We start from the raw sequence: 19,639 nt of genomic DNA on the forward strand, positions 1-19,639 counted from the left end.
TCCTGATGAGCAACGAACAGCGCGTCGGGGCGCGGGTGTTGCGGCGCAAGCCGATCGACCAGCTGACCCACCCCGGCAGCGAGATGAAGCGCACCATGGGTGTCGGGCATCTCACGATGATCAGCATCGGTGCCACGCTGGGCACCGGCATCTTCGTCGTGCTGGGGCAGGCGGTGCCGAAGGCCGGTCCCGCCGTCGTCGTGTCGTTCGTGCTCGCCGGCATCACCGCGTTGTTCTCCGCGCTGTCGTACGCCGAGCTCGCGGGCCTGATCCCCGCGTCCGGCTCGTCGTACTCCTACGCTTATGCCACGCTCGGCGAGATCGTCGCGTGGGTGTGCGGCTGGTGTCTCGTGCTGGAGTACGGGGTTTCGGTGGCGGCGGTCGCCGTCGGGTGGGGGCAGTACATCAACGAGCTGCTGCACCTGGTGACAGGGCTCAGGATTCCGGACGTGCTGAGCCAGCCGCCGAGTGCGGGCGGGATCGTCAACATCCCGGCCGTGCTGGTCGTGGTGCTCTCGATGCTGGTGCTGCTCGGTGGTTCCAAGGGCAGTGCGCGCACGAACACGATCCTGGTGTGGGTGAAGGTCGGCTCGCTGCTGATGTTCTGCGCGGTCGCGTTCACCGCGTTCAAGGCGGGCAACCTGCAGCCGCTGTTCCCGTTGGGGCTGGCCGGGATGAGCGCCGGTGCGGCCACGTTGTTCTTCTCCTACATCGGGTTCGACGCCGCGTCGACGGCCGGTGAGGAGGCCAAGAACCCGCAGCGCGACCTGCCGCGCGCGATCATCCTGTCGCTGGTCGTCATCACGGCCCTGTACTGCGCGGTCGCGCTGGCCGCGGTCGGCGCGATGCCGTGGCCGTCGTTCGAGGGCTCGGAGGCCGCGCTGAGCCGGGTGCTGACCGAGAACGTGAGCGGTGACATCTGGCCGATCCTGCTGTCGATCGGTGCGGTGGTGGCGACGGCCTCCGTGGTGCTGACCGTCCTCTACGGACAGACGCGCATCCTGTACGCGATGTCCCGCGACGGACTGGTGCCGTCGGTGTTCGCGAAGCTCAGCCCGAGGACCGGCGTGCCGTTCGTGAACACGGTGGTCGTCGGCTCCTTCATCGCGGTCCTCGCCGCGTTCGTGTCGTTGGGCTCGCTGGCCGACGTGACCAGCATCGGGACGCTGTTCGCGTTCGGTCTCGTCAACATCGCGGTGATCATCCTGCGCCGCACCGAACCGGACCGGCAGCGCAGCTTCCGGGTGCCGTTCTCGCCGGTCACGCCGCTGCTGGGGCTGGCGTTCTGCATCTACATGATGTTCAGCCTCGGGCTGCCGTCGTGGATCGCGTTCATCGTCTGGATGGTGCTCGGGTTCGGCATCTACTTCGGTTACAGCATCAGGAAGGCACGCCTTGCGGTTCCGAGTGATCAGTGACGTTCCCGGGATCGCCCGTGTCGCCGCCTACTACGCCGAGGTCTGGGAGACGACCGAGGACGTGCTGTCCACGGAGACGCTGCACTGCCTGCGGCACGCGGGCGGCGCGACCATCGGGGCGTTCGACGGCGACGAGCTGGTCGGTGCCACGACGGGGCTCTTCTGCCCGGACGGGTCGGTGTACTCGATGATCGCGGCGGCGCGTCCCGGTGTCGGGTACCCGTTGAAGCTCGCGCAGAAGGACTGGGCGGTCGGGCTCGGCGCCAGGTCGATGCGGTGGACCTACGACCCGCTGGTGTCGCGCAACGCCCGGTTCAACCTGGTCAAGCTCGGTGCGGTGGCCACCGAGTACACGGTGGACTTCTACGGGCCGATGCGTGACGGCGTGAACGACGGCGACGAGAGCGATCGGCTCACCGTTCAGTGGGACCTCACGGGCACGCGTGAGGCACGCGAATCGGTGCCCGCCGGTGAGGTCATCTCGACGGCGCCGGACGGGGAACCGTTGGCGCGCACGGACGGCGAGCGGATCTGGTGCCGGGTGCCGCGCGACATCGTGCGGGTGCGCAAGGAGTCCGCCGAGCTCGCGAAGCAGTGGCGGCAGGCGGTGCGAGGCGTGTTCGTCGACGCCTTCGAACGGGGTTGCGCGGCGACGTCGATGTCGCGCGAGGGCTGGTACGAGTTGGAGCGCCGGTGAAGATCGAACGGGTTGAGCTGCTGCACGTCGCGATTCCGCTGGTGTCGCCGTTCCGCACGTCGTTCGGGACGATGACGACCAAGGACACGTTCCTGCTGCGGGTGGTCACCGACTCGGCCGAGGGCTGGTCGGAGTTCGCGGCCGACCCGGCACCGCTGTACTGCTCGGAGTTCGTCGGTGCCGCGGAACTCGTGCTGGACCAGCACCTCGTGCCGCGGGTGACGCCCGAGGTCACGGCCGCCGAGGTGCAGCCGCGGACGCACGCGATCAAGGGGCACGAGCTCGCGAAGGCCGCGCTGGAGACCGCGATCCTGGACGCGGAGCTGCGGTCGTACGGCATGCCGATCGGCACGTTCCTCGGCGCCACCGCGGACCGGGTGCCGGCCGGGGTCTCGGTCGGGATCAAGAACTCGATCCCCGAGCTGATCAGCGACGTCGAGGGTTACCTGGCCGAGGGCTACGCGCGGATCAAGCTCAAGATCGAGCCGGGCTGGGACGTCGAACCCGTGCGGGCCGTGCGCGAACGGTTCGGTGACGTCCTGCTGCAGGTCGACGCGAACACCGCGTACACCCTGGCCGACGCCGAACACCTGCGCCGCCTCGACGAGTTCGACCTGCTGCTGATGGAACAGCCGTTGGAGGAGGACGACATCCGCGGGCACGCGCTGCTCGCCCAGCGCGTCCGCACGCCGATCTGCCTCGACGAGTCGATCACGTCGGCCAAGGACGCGGCCACGGCGATCGCGCTGGACGCCTGCCGGGTCATCAACATCAAGCCCGCACGGGTCGGCGGTTACCTGGAGGCCCGCAGGATCCACGACGTCGCGGTCGCGCACGGGATTCCGGTGTGGTGCGGCGGCATGCTGGAGACCGGCGTCGGGCGCGGGCCGAACCTGGCGCTGGCCGCGTTGCCCGGGTTCGTGCTGCCGGGTGACGTGTCGGCGTCCCGCCGGTACTTCGCGGAGGACGTCACCGAACCGTTCGAGCTCAGGGACGGCTTCATGCACGTGCCGACCGGGCCGGGCATCGGCGTCGACCCGATCCCGGAGACGCTCAAGCGGTTCACCACGGCGACGCGCGTGCTTTACGCCAAGGACTGAAGCTCGCGGGCGAGGTTCATCCGCGCGGCGGCGTCCCACAGCTGCCGTGCGGGCTCGGTCACGAACAGGGCCTCGCGGTCGAGCAGGGTTCTTAGCACGTGCGCGCGGCCCGCGCGCCATTGTTCGTTGCTGTACTGCGCGTACTCCCGGCGCACGGCGCGGCTGTAGCGGTCGTAGTCCGCAGGTTCGGAACCGAGGACGGCGAGGTCGGCGTCGAGCAGCACGTGTGCGAGCGGGTCGTCGGACGAGTGCGTGATCGTGGCCATCACCAACGACTCCACGCGCGCGATGTGCCCTTCTTCCAGCCCTGTCAGGTGTTCCCGTGCCCAGGCCGCGGACGCGCGTTCGTCGTCACCCGGTTTGCCGTTGTAGATCACGTCGTGCGCGCAGGCGGCCAAGGTGAGCACCGCGCGTTCTTCCGGCGTGAACGCGAACGCGTCGGCCAGCGCCCACGAGTCGCGGACGACGGACGCCACGTGGACCGTGTTGTGGTAGGCACGATGCGGTTCGGCGTAGCGCTCGACCAGGTCACCGGCGTCCGGTGTGCCGCCGAGGGCGCGGACCGCGTCGCCCCAGATCTGTTTCACCGCGCCAGTTCCTCCTCCACCACGTCCGCGGCGAGCGCGCTGCCGCCTGACTGGTGAATCATCCGCCGCATGTCCTTCACCCGAGCCGAGATCGCCGAATCCGAGGTCAGCTGACCGACCAGCGAACGCACGCCCTCCACCGTGACGCGGTCGAGCACGACGCCGAGCCCGAGCTCCTCGACGCGCTGGCCGTTGAGGCGCTGGTCGGTCATGCGCGGCACGACGATCATGGGAACGCCGTGGTGCAACGCCTCCATCACGCCGCAGAGGCCGCCGTGCGTGATGAACACGCCGGCGTGCTCCAGCACGGCGAGCTGCGGGACCTCCTCGTGCGCCTCGACGTTCGGTGCTGGGTTCGCGACCTCGCCCTTCGCGACCAGGTGCCACGGCATTCCACGCGCCGCGTCGGCGCACGTCTGCGCGTCGATCGTCGCGAGCACCACGGGTGTGTCGCCTGGTGGTGTCCACGTGCCCTGGAACCGGCGTTCGGTCAGGCACGGGCCGGTGAACACGTACCGCTCGTCGAACGTGTCGCCCTCCGGCTGGAACTCCCTGGCGAACAAGGCGATCCGGCGCCGCGCGCCCGAGACGAACTCCGGCAGCGAGCCGCCGAGGAACTCCTGCACCCTGGTGAAGAACCGGATCGCGTCGGTGTCGAACGTGCGCGCGGGCATCACCGACGCGCCGAGCGACCAGTGCGTGTTGCTGGTCAGGAAGCTCTCCAGCAACACGCTCGGCACGTCGAGCCTGCGGGCGATCACCCCGCCGGCCCAGGCCGCGATGTCCCACAGCACCACGGCGGGCGGGTCCTGCCGGAACCTGTCCTCCAGCTGCGGCAGCATCGACTCGGCCTCGACGAGCGCGAGCTGCGCGGCCGTGTAGAGGGACTCGGGCAGCACGCCGGGAAGCGTTGTCTCATACGGGATCGCTGTCGCGCCGCACTCGGTCACGGGCGCGGTGAACGCGTCCGGGACCGGGCAGCTCACGCGGTGGCCGCGGCGCACGAGCTCGGCGATCAGGCCGAGCGCGGGCAGGAGGTGTCCGCGCTCGGGCATGAGGAAGATCGCGATGTGCGCCATAGCTGAGACTAACGTTGTTCGATTCCTAATGGTTCAGATCCGTCGCGGTGATTCGACTCAAGTTCCGTTCCGCCAGCGCCGTGATCGTCACGAACGGGTTGGCGCCGATCGAACCGCCGATCAGGGAACCGTCCGTCACGTAGAGGTTCTTGTAGCCTTTGACCCGGCCGTATTCGTCGGTGGCGCGGCCGAGGAGGCAACCACCCAGCGGGTGATAGGTGAAGTCGTCCGAGAAGACTTTCCCGATTCCGAACAGGTCGGCGCGATATGTCGTGAGGTTTGTTCTGTTCACCTCGTCGAACACGCCCTTCACCGCGCGGATCGACGGTTTCATCTGCTCACGCCGCCAGTCGAGGGTGATGCCGTCGGTGCCGCGGTCGTAGTGGAACGTGCCGCGCTCGGGGTTCCTGGTGATCGCGAGGTAGAGCGAGGCGAGGGTTTCGACGCCCGCGGGCACCGGGGCGATCTCGGCGAACACCTGCCGGTCCCGCCAGGCGTCGATCGCGAGCACCGGCATGCCGGACTGCCGCATGCCGCCGAGCATCGTGCGTGCGGTCATCACGTTGCCGTTGGGGCCCCAGCCGCGGCCGATCTCCTCGCTGAGGTCCGGCAGGTCGCCGTTCTCACGGGCGCGCAGCAGCAGTTCGGTGGTGCCGAGGCTGCCCGCGCCGAGGAACAGGTGGCGGCAGCCGATCTCCTTGGTGGCCAGGAGCTTTCCGAACGGGTCGCGCTGCTCGACGGTGAGCAGGTAGGTCGCGTCCGGCTGCTGACGGATGCGTTTGACCTGGTGCAGCGGCTTTATCGTGACGTTGCCGGTGGCCAGCGCGTCGGCGAGATAGGTCTTGTCCAGGCTCATCTTGCCGTGGTTGTTGCCGTAGATGACCTCGCCGGCCAGTGCCGACTTCGGTGCGGTGCCGCGGGCTTCCGCTTCCATGTACGCGAAGTCGTAGACGTTCGGGATGACCTGGGTGCCGAAGCCCGCGTTCGCGGCCTGACGGCGTGCGGTGCGGGCGTACTGGTACCAGCTCGTCGACTCCAGGAACGCGCTGCGGATCGTGTTGACCCGCAGCGTCTTGTCGGCCAGCGGGAAGAACCTGTCGTACATCTCGTCGGCGTCGACCTGCGGCAGGACCTCCTCGAAGTACTCGCGCTTCGGGGTGACGGCCATGCCTCCGTTGACCAGGCTTCCGCCGCCGACGCCGCGGCCGAGGTAGACCGCCATCTCCTCGAAGTGGACCTTGTCGAGCACACCGGCGTGGCGCTGGATCGGGCGGTTCACGATCGGCAGGCCCAGCAGGGTCTCCAGCGGTGCCTCGGTGCGGTCCTTGAACCACATCGCGCGGCGGTCCGGGTTGAGCATCGAGCAGAAGACCTTGCCGTCCGGACCCGGTTGGTTCCAGCGCTGACCCATCTCCAGCATCGTGGTCCTGATGCCTTTTCGGCCCAGTCGCAGTGCCGCGACCGCTGCGCCGTAGCCGGTTCCGACGACGACGGCTTCTGAGTGGTCGGTTTCCGCTCTTGCCGTGCCGATCGTGGTCATGCCCAGCGCCGCCATCCCCAGGAAGCCGCGGCGAGATACCTGAAAACCCCTCATGTGCCCTTACTGTAGGGCCGTTCGGGCCAGTGGTGCTTGGGATACCTGCCCTTCAGCTCACTGCGCACCCGCAGGTAGCCGTTGCGCCAGAAAGACCTGAGATCGCTGGTCACGGCGGTGGGACGGCCCGCCGGGGAGAGCAGGTGCACGACCACCGGAACTCCCGCGATCTGCGGCGTGTCGGCCCACTTCATGGCGTCCTGGATGCGGACGGAGAGGACCGGCTGGTCCTGCGTGTAGTCGACCTTGCCCTGACCGATGCGTTCCGGGGCGAGCTGGTCGAACTCCGCCGCTTCCGGCCACGGCAGCAGGCTCCGCAGCAGCGCGACCGTGTCGATCTTGGCCAGGTCCGAGCGCTTCTTTGCCTTGCCGAGGTCGATCGCGCGGACCAGGTGCTCGTCGTCGACGCTCGGCCAGCCGCGGGTCCGGTGCAGGAACGCCATGCGTTCGCGCAGGCGTTTGGCGGCATCGGTCCACTTGAGCAGGCCGAGGCCTTCGGTTTCGAGGCCGAGGCGCAGTGCCTGCTGCGACTTGGCGAGGTCGCCCAGCGGGCGTTCGTCGAGGGTGATCGCGCCCAGCTTGCGGACCTCGTTCGCGATCACGTCGCCGTTCCAGCGGATGTCGTCCTCGGTGTGCACGAGGGCACTGGCGGCGGTGACCGCGAGCTCCTCGTCGGCGGGGGCGGCGAGGCGGATGCGGCCGTGCTTGCTGCCCGGTTCGCGGTCGGCGATCGCGACCGCCAGCCACTGGGCGTGCGAGTCGGTGTGCTCGACGGCCGTGCCGTTGGCCATCAGGTAGACGTTGCTGTTCTTGGACCGGCGCTTCGCCAGCCGTTCCGGGTAGGCGAGCGCGACGACGAGTGCCGGATCGCCGTTGCCGTGCGGGTTCGTACCCAGTTTTTCGAGCTTCTTGGCTTCTTTGCGCCACTTTCCCGGTGACTTCAACGCGGTCGCCAGGTCCGTCGTGCTGGGGTGGGCGCTGTCGTCGAGCAGTGCCACGACCTCGGCTGCGGTGCGGTTGCCCGCCAGCTCGCTGCCGTCGATCAGGGCTCGGCCCAGCCGAGGGTGCAGGCCGACGTTCGCGATGCGGTCGCGGCGGTCCGGGTCCAGGGCGCCGATCGCGTTCAGGGTCTCCCGGGCGGCCTTGAGCGCCCCCTCCGGCGGGGCGTCCCACCAGCTCAGGCCGCTGCCGTCCGGAGTGCCCCACACCGCAAGTTCGAGGGCGAGCCTGGTCAGGTCGGCGGTTCTGATCTCCGGTTCCGGATAGCGGGGGAGCGTCGAGTGCTCGTGCTCGGGCCAGCAGCGGTAGACGCGGCCGGGGGCTTCACGTCCGGCTCGGCCCGCCCGTTGGTCGGCGACGGCCTGGGAGACGCGGATGGTGGTGAGCCCGGCCAGACCTCGGCGGTGGTCGACCCTGGGCACGCGGGCCAGACCCGCGTCCACGACCGCTCGCACACCGGGGACGGTCAGGCTGGACTCGGCGATGCTGGTCGCGAGCACCACGCGTTGGCGGTCGCCCGGTTTCAGCGCGGCGTCCTGGGTCTGTGCGGTGAGCTGACCGTGCAGGACGACCGTCTCCGCGTCGAGCAGCCGCGCGGTCCGGTTGATCTCCTTGACGCCGGGCAGGAACGCGAGCACGTCTCCGTCCACTTCGGACAAGGCCTTGTTGATCGCCCTGGCGACGGTGTTCTCGATGTGCTCGTTGCGCACCGGTGGGACGTAGGTGATCTCCGTCGGGTACATGCGCGACTCGGTGTGCAGGACCGGGGCGTCGCCGAGCAGGTCGGAGAGTCGTTGTGCGGCAACGGTCGCGCTCGTGGCGAGGAGCCTGAGGTCCGGGCGCAGGCCTGCTCTGGCGTCCAGCAGGAGCGTGAGGAGCAGGTCGGCGTCGAGGTGGCGTTCGTGGCACTCGTCGAGCAGGACCGTGTCGACGCCCTTGAGCTCCTGGTCGTGTTGGAGCCGGCGGACCAGGAGTCCGCTGGTCACGACCTCGATGCGGGTGTGCTTGCTCGTCTTGCGGTCGCCCCGGACCGAGTAGCCGACGGTGTGGCCGACCGGTTCGCCCAGGAGGCTCGCCATGCGTGCGGCGGCGGCGCGGGCGGCGATGCGGCGAGGCTCGGCGACGACGACCTTGCCGGGAAGCGCGAGCGGGACGAGCGTCGTCTTGCCGGTGCCCGGTGGGGCCACGAGCACGGCCGAACCGCGGTCGTCGAGGGTTCTGAGCAGTTCCGGCAGGACCGACTTCACCGGGAGATCAGGCAGGTGCACATCGCAGAGTGTGTCAGGGTGAAGGCATGGTTGACCCGTTGCGCGACCCGGACGACCCGGAGCTGCTGGACCCGTACCAGTCGCGGTCGCTCGCGATCCTGGTGGAAGGAGCGCGGCTGGCGTCCGGCGCGGTCCGGTACGGCAAGGTCGGCCGGGTCGGGTGCGCGGCGGTGGTGATCAACCGCGAGAACCCGCTGCCCTCCGGGAACTTCGGCTGCGCGCTGGACGGGTCGTCGGTCGAGGTCGCGTCGACCTTGCTGCAGCTGGAGCAGACGTTCGCGGACGTGGGGCGCGCCGAAGCCGTGGTGTACGCGTCGCCGACGACCGTGGACGAGATCGAGGGCATCGCTGACGACTCCGGCTGGTACGCGGTCGAGGAGCTGTTGACCGTGGTGCACCGGGGGCCTGCCATCGTTTCGGATGGTGTCCGGCGGGCTGTCGACGCGGATGTCGAGGGCATCGTCGAGCTGCTGTCGGACGAACTGGTCGGCAACCGGGCGCGGCTCGCGCGGTGGCTCGGGCATCGGCTGGACGACCCGCGGTGTTTGCTGCTGGTGATGGACGACGGCGACCGCATCGGCGGATTCGCGTCGGGGTTCGCCGAGCGCGGGGTGGGGCTGGTCGAGCAGTGCGTCGTGCGTCCGGCGCGGCGGCGTCGGGGCGTTGGGCGGTCGTTGGTGGTGTCTGCTGCTGCGGCGCTGCGTTCTGCCGGTGCGGCGTTGGTCGCTTCGCAGGTGGACGAAGGGCCGGGGGAGCGGTTCGCGGAGGCGTGCGGGTTCGTCGCCGCATATCCCGTGACGGCATATGTACGCAGAGTTGATGAGCTGCTCGACTGAGTTACTTAGTTGCCGCGTGACATATCCTTAGCAGGGCTAAGGGAGGCTGTGTGCGCGAGCGGTTGCCAGTCGAGGTGTGGGTTCTGGTCGCGGCGAGTTTCATCATCGCCATCGGGTTCGGGATCGTGGCGCCGGTGCTGCCGGTGTACGCGTCGTCGTTCGGCGTCGGTCACACCGCGGTCGCGGCCCTGATCAGCACCTTCGCGTTCGTGCGGCTGGCGTTCGCGCCCATGAGCGGTCGGCTCGTGAACAAGTTCGGCGAGCCCCGCGTCTACATCGTCGGCATCCTGATCGTGGCCTTCGGCACCGCGTTGTCCGGCTTCTCGTCGAGCTACCCGGAGATGCTGACGTGGCGTGCGCTGGCGGGCGTCGGATCGACGATGTTCACCGTCGCGGCGCTGGGGCTGCTGATCCGGATCACGCCGGCGCCGATGCGCGGGCGGGCGTCCGGGCTGTGGGCGGCGGGCTTCCTGGTCGGCAACGTCTGCGGACCGATCGTCGGCGCCGGCCTGGTGCCGCTCGGCCTGTGGGTGCCGTTCGTGTCCTACGGCGTGATGCTGTGCCTCGCGGCGTTCGTGGTCTGGTTCTTCCTGCGGCGGTCGACGCTCGCGGCGCTGGACAAGACCAGCACCGACACGCCCATGTCGATGCGTGAGGCGGTGCGGCACCCGACCTACCGGGCGGCGCTGGCGTCCGGCTTCGCGAACGGCTGGGCCGTGTTCGGCGTGCGGATCTCGTTGGTGCCGGTGTTCGTCATCGAGGCGTTGAAGCACAGCCCGGCCGTCGCCGGCATCTCGATGTCCGTGTTCGCCGCCGGCAACGCCGCGATGCTGTTCCTGTCGGGCAAGATCGCCGACACCCGCGGTCGCAAGCCGGTCGCCGTGGCGGGCCTCGTCGTGAGCGGCCTCGCCACCGTCTGGATGGGCTTCACCGGTGACGTGTGGACGTTCATGGCCGCGTCGCTGGTCGCGGGCATGGGTGCGGGCCTGCTGAACCCGCCGCAGAACGCCGTGGTGGCCGACGTCATCGGCGCCCGCGGCAAGGGCGGCCCGGTGCTGGCGGGCTTCCAGATGGTGACCGACCTCGGCGCGATCATCGGCCCGATGTGCGCCGGTCTGCTGGCCGACACCTTGGGCTTCGAAGCGTCGTTCGCGATCACCGGTGCTGCGCTGCTGCTGTCCCTGGGCTTCTGGCTCGTGGCGCCCGAGACGCTGCCCACACACGAGGAGGAGCACACGGCCGTGGCAGTGGCACCGGAGTGCGGCTGCTTGGACGAGAGTGCGGAGATCCCAACGGGCGAACGCGTGGGCGGCAAGCCACGCCACCCGGAAGCGTGATCGCCCACTCAGCTTCTTTTTAGCTTGGCTCGCTACCCTCGTCGCCGTGGGTGGTGCAGAGCGCAGTGCGCGGAAGAGGAAGCAGGCCGCGCGTGCGGTGGCCCAGGCCCGGTCGTCGGGCTCTGACCGAACCAAGGTGATCGCCGGCATCGCGGTGGTCGCCGTGCTGGCCATCGCCGTCATCGGTTACGTCGTGTTCCAGCAGATGAAGCCGTCGACGTCGGGCACCGAGGCGATCCCGCTCGCCCCGGCCGACCACACGATCTCGGCCCCCGCGGTCCGCGACGGCAACACCGTGCTCGTCGGCAAGGACTCCGCGACGGTCACCGTGGACGTGTACGAGGACTTCCTCTGCCCGATCTGCGGCACGTTCGAGAAGACCTACGGCGCCACCATCAAGCAGGCCGTGGACGACGGCAAGGCCAAGATCCGCTACCACATCCTGCCGATGCTGAGCAGCCGCTCGAACCCGCCCGGCTACTCGGCGGACTCGGCCAACGCCGGTCTGTGCGTGGCCGACGCGGGCAAGTTCAACGCCTTCCACGCGGCGCTGTTCGCCAAACAGCCGGAAGAGGGCAAAGCGGGCTACACCAAGGACCAGCTCATCAAGCTGGGCAAGGACGTCGGCGTCACGTCCGCCTCGTTCGAGTCGTGCGTGCAGAACCAGACCTACAAGTCGCAGCTGGACGACCTGATGACGAAGACCAGCAACGACCCCGTCCTGAAGGACCCGGAGACTGGCCGCTTCCGCGGCACCCCCAGCGTCGCCGCCAACGGCAAGCTCGTCGACCTGGACAACAAGAACTGGCTCGCTGACCTGACTAAGTGAGACCGTCGATCGGCGCCTGGCCCTGGGTCCACCGGGCCAGGCGTTGTGCTTTGCCCACCTCCGTGCGCGGCAGCTTTCCCGGCTCCAGCACGTGAACCCGGCACGTGATGCCCAGCCGTTCCCTGAGCCGGTTCGTCAGTGCTGTTCGGACGTCCTGAGTGGACTCGACCGCCACGTGCAGCTGCGCCGTGGTCGTGCGCCGGTCCTCGACGATCAGGTAGTGCGGGCTCGCGTGCTCCAGCACCACCGCCTCGATCTCCGTCGGGAACACGTTGACACCGCGGATGACGAGCATGTCGTCCTTGCGCCCCTTGAGCTTGCTCATCCTCCTGAGCGTCCGCTGCCCTGCCGGCCCGTGCAGCGTCGCCAAGTCCCCCGTCCGGTACCGCAGCAGCGGCATGCCGGTCTTGGTGAGCGTGGTGAAGACGAGTTCGCCGTCCACCGTCTCGGGATAGAAGTGGTCTTCGGCGATGTTGAGAAGCCCTTCCGAGTCAAGGGACTCACACGCCACACCGGGCCCGATCACCTCGGACAGCCCGTAGATGTCCAACGCCCTGATGCCAAGCCGTTGCTGGATCTCCTGCCGCATCTCCTCAGTCCACGGCTCGGCCCCGAAGATCCCCACCTTGATGCTCGTGTTCTTGAGGTCGTCCGCAAGCCTCAGCGCGTACGACGGCGTGCAGCAGAGCACGTCCGGCCTCAGGTCCTCGATGAGCCTGATCTGGCGCTCCGTCATCCCGCCCGACACGGGAACCACCGTGGCCTTCAGCCTCGTTCCGCCGTGATGCACCCCGAGCCCGCCGGTGAAAAGCCCGTAGCCGTAAGCGTTGTGAATGATCGACCGCCGCGTGGCCCCGGCCCCCGCGAGCGCCCTGGCCATGACCTCGGCCCACACCTCGACATCGTGCGCCGTGTAAGGGATGAGCGTCGGCCGACCACCCGTGCCCGACGACCCGTGCACGCAGACGATGTCCTCCTGCTCCGCGATCCGCAGCCCGAACGGGTAGTGATCCCACAGGTCCTGCTTGGTGATCGTCGGCAGCAAGTGGATCTCGTCGAGCCGCACGTCTGTGCCGCGCATCACTCCAACTTCCCGGATCCTGTTCCCCTGGAAGTTGTCCGTGGCGAGAAGCCGGTCCACCAGCCCCTGCAGACGCTGTTCCTGCAGCTCGCGGCGGGCCTCGGGGTCCATGCACTCGATCTCGGGGTCGAACGGCGCTCCGGCGGTCATCACCCGGTCCTACCAGGCCGAATGCGCTTTGGGTACCCCCGATTTTTATCTTGTGGCAGGGGTGATGTACGGTATTGCCACACGAGAACGGAAGGGAAACCTACCGGGAACGTGGACCTTCAAGGGGCTGTGGCGCAGCTGGTAGCGCATCACACTGGCAGTGTGAGGGTCAGGGGTTCGAGTCCCCTCAGCTCCACCGAAAGTTCGATTTTCATGCTCTGGCCTGCGGATTCGTACACGGAGCAACCCTCTCGCTCCTGATTTGAGCGAGAGGGTTTGCTGGCCAGGGGCTCTTTTCGGGTTGTAATTCCCCTAAGGTGTCTTGCCTGCGGGTTGGCGTTGTTTAGGTCAGAGGTTGCCGCCGCCCAAGGGTTCGCACGGTGTTCTTGGCTCGAGCGATGGCTGTTATGTGCCTACTCGCGGGGGAAGATGGTGCGCCATAGCTGGAGCGCAGTGGCCACCGCTGCGACGTACGGCGGGATTTCTGTGCCGTGACTGGCAGCAAGTCGCTGGTAGCGGTCCGGCCACGATTCTGGCAGTCGTGGGAGGTTGCCCGGTGATTCGGCGTTGTTGCGTTCGAGCCACCCGCCGGGGATGCCGGCGGGCACGTGCGACGATCCGGGCTACAGTGGCGCAATGGGGACGACCGCAGACCAACCGGCCCCGGGCGCCCGCCGGGAGCGCAATCCGCGCGGGCAGGGCGACCGACTGCGAGACGACGTGATCGCGGCATTGGCCCGCATCGTCTCCGATGACGAGCGGGTGCGGCCGGTGTCGGTGTCGCTGCGTGAACTCGCGCGGGAGGCCGGGGTGACCGCACCGGCGATCTATCCCCACTTCGCCACGGTCGGCGAGGTCGCCTGGGCCGCGGCCCAGGACGGGTTCACCCGGCTGGTGGCGGCGATGGACGAAGCTGACGTGCAGGCCGCCGACAGCCCCGCGGCCGACCGGTTGATCGCCCAGGCCCACGCCTACTGCCGGTTCGCCGCCGAGCATCGTGGTCATTTCCGGTTGATGTTCGCGGTGGAGCCCGTGATGTTCGGGGTGACCGTGGACACCAGGCTGGTGGTGCGCGAGGTGCTGGCACGATGGCGACGGGCCGCGGCACAGCTGCGGGACGACGGCGTGGCCATGACCGACCCCGCCGGCGCGGCGATGTACCTGTGGAGCGCCGTGCACGGCCGACTGGCCCTGAGCCCACTGCTCGCTTCGGTCCCGGAGATGAGCGATATCCGCCAATTCGTCGAGCAGGTCGTCGGCGAGATCCTCCGAGTCGCCCGCCGATAGTCCGCACCTGCGACGGTGCCGCAACACTGTCCGAGGATGACGTCGACCTCGTGACACCTTGTCTCACTAATTACACGTGTGCAATTTCCATTTGTTTGGAAATAAATGACGAATGACGATGAAGGTGACCATCGACGAAGCCAAATGCTGCGGAGCAGGCCAGGGCGTGCTCCGCAGCATCCGCAGTCTTCGACCAGCGCGAGAACGACGGCGTGGTGATCCAGTTCGACGCCGAGCCACCCGGCTCCGAGCACGCAAGCGTCCGCGAAGCCACGGCGGTCTGCCCCGCGGCCGTCATTTCCCTCCAGGCTGCCGGCTCACTGGCCGAGTGCCTCGGTGGCGATCTTGTACGCCACGTTGGCCGCGGGGAAGCCCGCGTAGCCGGTCGCGTGGTAGATGACTTCTTCGAGTTCTTCCCGGGTGATCCCGTTGGTGAGGGCGATCTGGAAGTGGATCTTCAGCTCATCGGTCGAGCCGAGCGCGATCAGGATGCCCAGTGTCACCAGGCTGCGTGAGCGCCGGTCGAGGCCGTCGCGCGACCACAGCCGGCCGAACACGTTCACCAGCGCCAGTTCCGGTAGCTCGCGGCCGAATGCGCCCTCGGGAAAGCCATTCTCCAGATCGGCAGTGATGGCCGGGATCATCTCCCGGACAACGTTGATACCCTTGTCACGATCGTCCATTGTGGACACCTTTCGTCATGAACCGGTTTGCAGGGTGTAGCCACCGTCGATCGGCAGTACGACACCGGTGATGTAGGCCGCGTCGTCGGATGCCAGGAACAGGGCCGCGTTCGCGACATCCCAGCTGGTGCCCTGGTGGCCCATCGGGACAGCTGCGGCCCGCTGCGCGGCTATCTCGTCGCGGGACGCGCCGATGGTGCGGGCGAGGTGGTCCACGCCCATCGGGGTATCCATCATGCCCGGCGCGATGGCGTTGACGCGGACGCCGTGTGGCGCGTACTGCAGCGCGAGGGAGCGGGTCATCGAGTTGACCGCGGCCTTGGAGGTGACGTAGGCGATCGCCTCGCCGCCGGCCATCAGCCCGGCCATCGAGGAAATGTTGATCACCGTCCCGCTCCCCTGCGCACGCAGGTGGGGCAGGACGTACTTGCAGGTCAACCACATCCCGGTGAGGTTGACCTCGAAACCGGTGCGCCACTGCCGGGCGGTCAGCTGTTCGGTCGGTCCCCCCGGGACGATGCCGACGTTGTTGTGCAGGATGTCGATGCGCCCGAACGCGGCCAGCGCGGCCTCGGGAATGCCGCGACAGTCCGTCTCGGAGGTGATGTCCGCCTGGAGCGGGTGGGCCTGCCCGTCCTGCTCGCGCACCAGCGTCACGGTTTGCTCGGCGGCGGCCGGGTCCCGGTCGACTACCAGGACGCCGGCGCCTTCGCGAGCGTAGGTCAGGCAGGCGGCGCGGCCGTTGCCGATGGTCTCGCCCTCGGTCTGGCCGCCACCGACGACGATCGCGACCCGCCCGGCCAGCTTCCCGCTCACCAGGTGACCGGCAGTTCGTAGAGGCCGTACACGATGTGTGTATCCCGGAACCGCAACTGGTCTTCCGGCACCGCCAGCCGTAGCTCCGGCACCCGCTGGAACAGGCGCGGCAGCGCGGCCTGGAGTTCGATGCGGGCGAGGTTCTGCCCGAGGCACTGGTGCACGCCGTGCCCGAACGCGAGGTGCTGGCGACCGGGCCGGGTGACGTCCAGTTCCTCGGGAGCGGTGAACACAGCGGGGTCGCGGTTGGCCGCGCCGAGCGAGCAGATGATGCCCTCACCTGCGTTGATCAGCTGCCCGCCGATCTCGACGTCCTCCCGGGCGAACCGGCGGGGTTCGGTCTGCACGATGCTCCAGTACCGCAGCATCTCCTCGGCGCAGGTCGCCGCGTAGTCGCCCGGGTCGGACAGGAGCTTCTTGCGTTGGTCGGCGTGCTGCAGGAGGGCCAGCACGGACAGGCCGAGCATGTTCGAGGTGGTCTCGTGCCCGGCGCCGATCACCAGCACACCCAGCCGGACGACCTCGTCGAAGGTCAGTTCACCGCTGGGCACGTGCTGGTTCACCAGTCGGCTGAGCAGGCGCTCGTCGGGCTGCTCCTGTTTCTGCCGGGCGCACCGGGCGAGCAGCTCGTTGAGCCGGCCGATCGCAGCGACCTTCTCCTCGGTGGCGGCGTGCATGTCGGTGATCGCCAGGACGCTGTCGGTCAGAACAGGGCTGTCGGCCAGGTCCACGCCGAGCAGTTCGCAGATGGCCTCGGTCGGGATCCGCAACGCGAAGTGCCGCACCAGATCCAGCGGGCGGGGCAGCGTGAGCAGGTCGTCGATGGCCTCGTCCACCAGTTGCTCGATGCGGGGGCGCCACCGTTCGACCTGCTTGACGGTGAAGTCGGGGTTGAGGAGGCGGCGGATCGGCAGGTGCTCCTCGCCGTCCTTGCGGAAGAAGATGTCCCCCTGGAGGTGAGGCTGAGCGGCGTCGGTGTTGGGGAAGGCGGGGTCGGTCACGTCGGCGCCGATCCGGGGATCGCCGAGCACCTGCTTGACCTGGTCGTGGGTGGCGACCAGCCACGGATTGCTGCCGTCCCAGATGGTGCCGCGCCGGGGACGGCCGGACTCGCGGGTCTCGGCGTAGAAAGCCGGCGGGGCATAGGGGCACTGGCGAGGCGCCGGCAGTGATGCCGCGGCGGCTTCGGTTGCCTGGGTCACTGGATGCTCTCCCTACTCCTGGATCGAGATGACGGCCGCGGGGCACACCGTCGCGGCCTCGCGGACGTTGCCGTGTTCGGCGGCGGGTGGTTCCGCGTCGAGCAGGATCACCACCCCGTCGTCCTCCCGCTGGTCGAACACCGCGGGCGCGACGAGCACACACTGGCCGGCCCCGCAGCATTTGGCCTCGTCGATGGTCACCTTCACGGGCGAACCTCCTATCGGATGACTAAACATTGCTAAATTTACAGCTGTTTAGATAGTGTCGCAAGCGACCCTCGTGTGGCTGGTCGCGTGGCGGACAGTCACGGCCGGCCAGGAAGGACGGGAAACATGGATTCGTTGCGGGAAAAGGTCGCGATTGTCACCGGAGGAGGAAGTGGGATCGGTCGGGCCACCGCCCGGTCCCTCGCCCGGCGCGGCGCGTGCATCGTGGTTGCCGACGTCAATGCCGAGACGGCTGACGCCGTCGTTGCCGAGATCACCGGCGCCGGCGGTCAGGCCGCTGGGGTGCGATGCGACGTAGGCGAGGACGCCGCGTTCGACGAGCTGCGGCGGTTCGCGCTGGACCGCTTCGGGCGCGTCGATGTGGTGATGAACAACGTGGGCGTGCTCACCCGCGGCCGGCCCGAGTTCCTGCCGGTCGCCGAATGGCAACGGATCATCACTGTCAACCTGATGTCCGTGGTTCGCAGCAACGCGGTGTTCCTGCCGCTGCTGATCGAGCAGGGCCACGGCCACATCGTCAACACCGCGTCTTTCGCCGGGTTGTTCACTTACGCCTATGACCGGCTGCCCTATGCCGCGACCAAGGCCGCGATCGTGCAGATCTCCGAAGGGCTGCGCCTCTACCTGCACCCGCAGGGCATCGGCGTCACCGTGCTGTGCCCCGGTCCGGTCAAGACCAACGTGCTCTCGACACTGCGCAGTTTCGGGCCCGACATCGAAACCCGCGGCCCCGGTGACCAGTTCGCCCTGCTGGAACCGGAAACGGTGGGAGAGCAGGTCGCCGAGGCGATCCTGGCCGACACCTTCATGCTCTACACCCACCCGCAGGTCCGGGACGTGCTGGTCGGGCGTGCCACCGACTGGAACGCCTTCATCGCCGGCCAGGCCGACCGCGTCAACCCGGCCTAGCGATGCCGGACACGGATGATCTCGTGCACGACCTGCTCGACGAACTGGTGGACATCGCCTGGTTCTCCGGCGAAGGTGAGCAACGGGGTGAGCGCCAGCCGTCCGTGCACGGCGCTCCACAGGTACATCGCCGCCGTGGCGGTGTCGGTCATGGTCACGCCGTCCTCTCCCAGCCGCGCCGCCGCCCGCTGCCACCGCTGGAGCACCTCGCGCACCGGCGGCGCGGCGTCCTCCAGTCGCGCCCCGATCACGGCGGGCTCCACTGCGAACATCAGGCGGAAGTGGCCACGTTGCTCGACCGCGAACCGGCAGTAGGCGTGGGCCTGGGCGATCAGCCGGTCGGCCGCCGATCGGTCGGCGGCTTGCTCGTCGGCCATGTCCATCGCCGCGACCAGCTGGGCGAACCCGGCCTGGGCCGCGGCCCAGGCGACCTCGCTGACACTGGCGAAATGCGCATAGATCGCCGGCGCGGTCACACCGGCTTCCCAGGCGAGTTCGCGCAGCGATACCGATACCGGTCGCATTCGTTCGTCATCGGAAACGATGCGCGCCAACGCCGCGATCACGTCATCGCGCAGCCGGTCACCCTGGCCACGAGGATTGCGCTCCCGCCGGGCGACCGATGCCGATTGATCCGCAGTCGTGCCCATTGCGCCAGCCTAACCGCATCAGGTGAGGTCTCCGGCGGAGACGGAACCGGTCTGCTGCCCCATGACGCCACGACCACGCCGGGCGCCGCCCTCGACGTCAGAGTGCGGAATCGTCGATGATCGTGGCGACGAATCTGTCCACTTCGGTCTGGGGCGGGTACGGTGGCCCGTCGCCGCGCTGCGTGCTGACGAGGATGTCGACCAGTCCGTCGGCCATTCCCTTCAGGATGGCCGGGGGTGATTCGATGGCGAGGCTGTGCTGGATCGAGACCAGTCCGTGCAGCCCTGTCCACAGTGTGTTGGCCGCCTGGTGCAGTGGTTGGGTCAGGGGATAGCCCTCGTCGGCGCAGCGGGCCAGCGCTTGGCGCAGGGTGCGGGACACCAGCCGGGCCGGGTGCCTGCCCGCCTTCGAGATCTCGACCGGTGGCTGCCGGATCTCGTACATCAACCGGTAGTGGCCTGCGTTCGTCCGGGCGAAGTCGCAGTAGGCGTGTACCTGTGCGCGCAGCCGCTCACGGGCACCGGGCGCGGCCGCGGTCAGATCGGCTTGCCGCATCTGCTGGGCCAGCTGCTCGTACTTGTCCGCCAGAGCGGCCCAGACCAGTTCGGACTTGTCGGAGAAGTGCAGGTAGATACTCGGCGCGGCGACGCCGACTTCCTTGGCGACCGCACGCATGGTCAGCTTTTCGTCGCTGCCCCACTCGTCGAGCAGCCGGTTGACGGCGGCCAGCACGTCCGCCCGCAGCTGCTCTCCTTCACCCCGGCGGCTCCGCCGCCTGCCGACGCCGTCCACCGGTACCTCACCTCACATCTGCCTGCACTGACGTTTCACGATAGCCGGTGCGCTCTCCGAACGGACGGACGTGGCAGGTCCCGCAGCCGCCACGCC

At 68.7% G+C, this 19,639-nt stretch carries 20 protein-coding genes and 1 tRNA gene; 9 read left to right on the forward strand and 12 right to left on the reverse strand.

The features are described 5' to 3' along the window. Nucleotides 1–5: 5 nt before the first annotated feature. Genes ABZV40_RS07625 through menC form a run of 3 tightly spaced genes read left to right on the forward strand, consistent with a single transcriptional unit; the run spans nt 6 to nt 3,215 of the window. The gene (locus ABZV40_RS07625) at nt 6–1,418 is read left to right on the forward strand and encodes an amino acid permease (RefSeq protein ID WP_355437222.1); all 1,413 of its coding nucleotides are present in this window, start codon (nt 6–8) and stop codon (nt 1,416–1,418) included. Continuing rightward, entirely contained in the window at nt 1,408–2,115 is a 708-nt protein-coding gene (locus ABZV40_RS07630) for a hypothetical protein (protein WP_355437223.1), read from the forward strand. The genes ABZV40_RS07625 and ABZV40_RS07630 overlap by 11 nt, the downstream gene beginning before the upstream one ends. Beyond that, complete coding sequence (gene menC, locus ABZV40_RS07635) at nt 2,112–3,215, forward strand: o-succinylbenzoate synthase (protein WP_355437225.1); 1,104 nt, start codon at nt 2,112–2,114, stop codon at nt 3,213–3,215. The genes ABZV40_RS07630 and menC overlap by 4 nt, the downstream gene beginning before the upstream one ends. Here menC and ABZV40_RS07640 read toward each other — a convergent pair. The 4 genes from ABZV40_RS07640 to hrpB are packed head-to-tail and all read right to left on the reverse strand — an operon-like array spanning nt 3,200 to nt 8,742. Beyond that, nucleotides 3,200–3,802, reverse strand: coding sequence for a hypothetical protein (locus ABZV40_RS07640; RefSeq protein ID WP_355437227.1), 603 nt, complete (start codon nt 3,800–3,802; stop codon nt 3,200–3,202). The two genes, menC and ABZV40_RS07640, sit on opposite strands and share 16 nt — an antisense overlap. Further along, a complete protein-coding gene (locus tag ABZV40_RS07645) occupies nt 3,799–4,881 on the reverse strand; it encodes a macrolide family glycosyltransferase (protein WP_355437229.1) in 1,083 nt (360 codons plus the stop codon). Before ABZV40_RS07645 ends, ABZV40_RS07640 begins: the two co-directional genes overlap by 4 nt. A 25-nt stretch (nt 4,882–4,906) precedes the next feature. After that, entirely contained in the window at nt 4,907–6,475 is a 1,569-nt protein-coding gene (locus tag ABZV40_RS07650; protein WP_355437231.1) for a GMC oxidoreductase, read from the reverse strand. Continuing rightward, nucleotides 6,472–8,742, reverse strand: coding sequence for an ATP-dependent helicase HrpB (hrpB, locus tag ABZV40_RS07655; protein WP_355437233.1), 2,271 nt, complete (start codon nt 8,740–8,742; stop codon nt 6,472–6,474). The genes ABZV40_RS07650 and hrpB overlap by 4 nt, the downstream gene beginning before the upstream one ends. Nucleotides 8,743–8,768: 26 nt before the next feature. Here hrpB and ABZV40_RS07660 point away from each other — a divergent pair, with 26 nt between their 5' ends. From ABZV40_RS07660 to ABZV40_RS07670, 3 genes are read left to right on the forward strand one after another with little or no spacing between them, the layout of a single operon-like run. Then, nucleotides 8,769–9,578, forward strand: a complete 810-nt coding sequence (locus ABZV40_RS07660; RefSeq protein ID WP_355437235.1) for a GNAT family N-acetyltransferase — start codon at nt 8,769–8,771, stop codon at nt 9,576–9,578. 50 nt (nt 9,579–9,628) lie between these two features. Beyond that, the gene (locus tag ABZV40_RS07665; protein WP_355437236.1) at nt 9,629–10,915 is read left to right on the forward strand and encodes an MFS transporter; all 1,287 of its coding nucleotides are present in this window, start codon (nt 9,629–9,631) and stop codon (nt 10,913–10,915) included. Nucleotides 10,916–10,961: 46 nt separating this feature from the next. Then, the gene (locus tag ABZV40_RS07670; protein WP_355437238.1) at nt 10,962–11,744 is read left to right on the forward strand and encodes a thioredoxin domain-containing protein; all 783 of its coding nucleotides are present in this window, start codon (nt 10,962–10,964) and stop codon (nt 11,742–11,744) included. On the opposite strand, the gene ABZV40_RS07675 is transcribed toward ABZV40_RS07670, so the two are convergent. Beyond that, nucleotides 11,737–12,975 (reverse strand): phenylacetate--CoA ligase, encoded by a 1,239-nt coding sequence (locus ABZV40_RS07675; protein ID WP_355437240.1) that lies wholly within the window; start codon nt 12,973–12,975, stop codon nt 11,737–11,739. The genes ABZV40_RS07670 and ABZV40_RS07675 overlap by 8 nt on opposite strands. Nucleotides 12,976–13,098: 123 nt before the next feature. Here ABZV40_RS07675 and ABZV40_RS07680 point away from each other — a divergent pair. Both ABZV40_RS07680 and ABZV40_RS07685 read left to right on the forward strand, forming a co-directional pair. Further along, nucleotides 13,099–13,171 (forward strand) — tRNA-Ala (locus ABZV40_RS07680). A gap of 440 nt (nt 13,172–13,611) precedes the next feature. Next, nucleotides 13,612–14,262, forward strand: coding sequence for a TetR/AcrR family transcriptional regulator (locus tag ABZV40_RS07685; protein ID WP_355437241.1), 651 nt, complete (start codon nt 13,612–13,614; stop codon nt 14,260–14,262). A 70-nt stretch (nt 14,263–14,332) separates the two neighbouring features. On the opposite strand, the gene ABZV40_RS07690 is transcribed toward ABZV40_RS07685, so the two are convergent. The 5 genes from ABZV40_RS07690 to ABZV40_RS07710 are packed head-to-tail and all read right to left on the reverse strand — an operon-like array spanning nt 14,333 to nt 17,170. Next, the gene (locus ABZV40_RS07690) at nt 14,333–14,560 is read right to left on the reverse strand and encodes a hypothetical protein (RefSeq protein WP_355437243.1); all 228 of its coding nucleotides are present in this window, start codon (nt 14,558–14,560) and stop codon (nt 14,333–14,335) included. Between the two features lie 19 nt (nt 14,561–14,579). Then, nucleotides 14,580–14,945, reverse strand: a complete 366-nt coding sequence (locus ABZV40_RS07695; RefSeq protein ID WP_355437245.1) for a carboxymuconolactone decarboxylase family protein — start codon at nt 14,943–14,945, stop codon at nt 14,580–14,582. 15 nt (nt 14,946–14,960) lie between these two features. Then, nucleotides 14,961–15,761, reverse strand: a complete 801-nt coding sequence (locus ABZV40_RS07700) for an SDR family NAD(P)-dependent oxidoreductase (protein WP_355437247.1) — start codon at nt 15,759–15,761, stop codon at nt 14,961–14,963. Next, the gene (locus ABZV40_RS07705; protein ID WP_355437249.1) at nt 15,758–16,963 is read right to left on the reverse strand and encodes a cytochrome P450; all 1,206 of its coding nucleotides are present in this window, start codon (nt 16,961–16,963) and stop codon (nt 15,758–15,760) included. Before ABZV40_RS07705 ends, ABZV40_RS07700 begins: the two co-directional genes overlap by 4 nt. Nucleotides 16,964–16,975: 12 nt before the next feature. Beyond that, nucleotides 16,976–17,170: a ferredoxin gene (locus tag ABZV40_RS07710; RefSeq protein WP_355437251.1), complete on the reverse strand. Its 195-nt coding sequence runs from the start codon at nt 17,168–17,170 to the stop codon at nt 16,976–16,978. A gap of 126 nt (nt 17,171–17,296) precedes the next feature. Between ABZV40_RS07710 and ABZV40_RS07715 the strand changes: the two genes are divergently transcribed. Then, entirely contained in the window at nt 17,297–18,100 is an 804-nt protein-coding gene (locus tag ABZV40_RS07715) for an SDR family NAD(P)-dependent oxidoreductase (protein ID WP_355437253.1), read from the forward strand. Here the strand turns inward: ABZV40_RS07715 and ABZV40_RS07720 are convergent. Both ABZV40_RS07720 and ABZV40_RS07725 read right to left on the reverse strand, forming a co-directional pair. Beyond that, nucleotides 18,097–18,750, reverse strand: coding sequence for a TetR-like C-terminal domain-containing protein (locus ABZV40_RS07720; protein WP_355437255.1), 654 nt, complete (start codon nt 18,748–18,750; stop codon nt 18,097–18,099). The genes ABZV40_RS07715 and ABZV40_RS07720 overlap by 4 nt on opposite strands. Nucleotides 18,751–18,847: 97 nt before the next feature. Further along, nucleotides 18,848–19,543 (reverse strand): TetR/AcrR family transcriptional regulator, encoded by a 696-nt coding sequence (locus tag ABZV40_RS07725; RefSeq protein WP_355437257.1) that lies wholly within the window; start codon nt 19,541–19,543, stop codon nt 18,848–18,850. Between the last annotated feature and the right edge of the window lie 96 nt (nt 19,544–19,639).

The sequence above is a fragment of the Lentzea sp. NPDC004782 genome, from assembly GCF_040609115.1.
Lineage (GTDB): Bacteria > Actinomycetota > Actinomycetes > Mycobacteriales > Pseudonocardiaceae > Lentzea.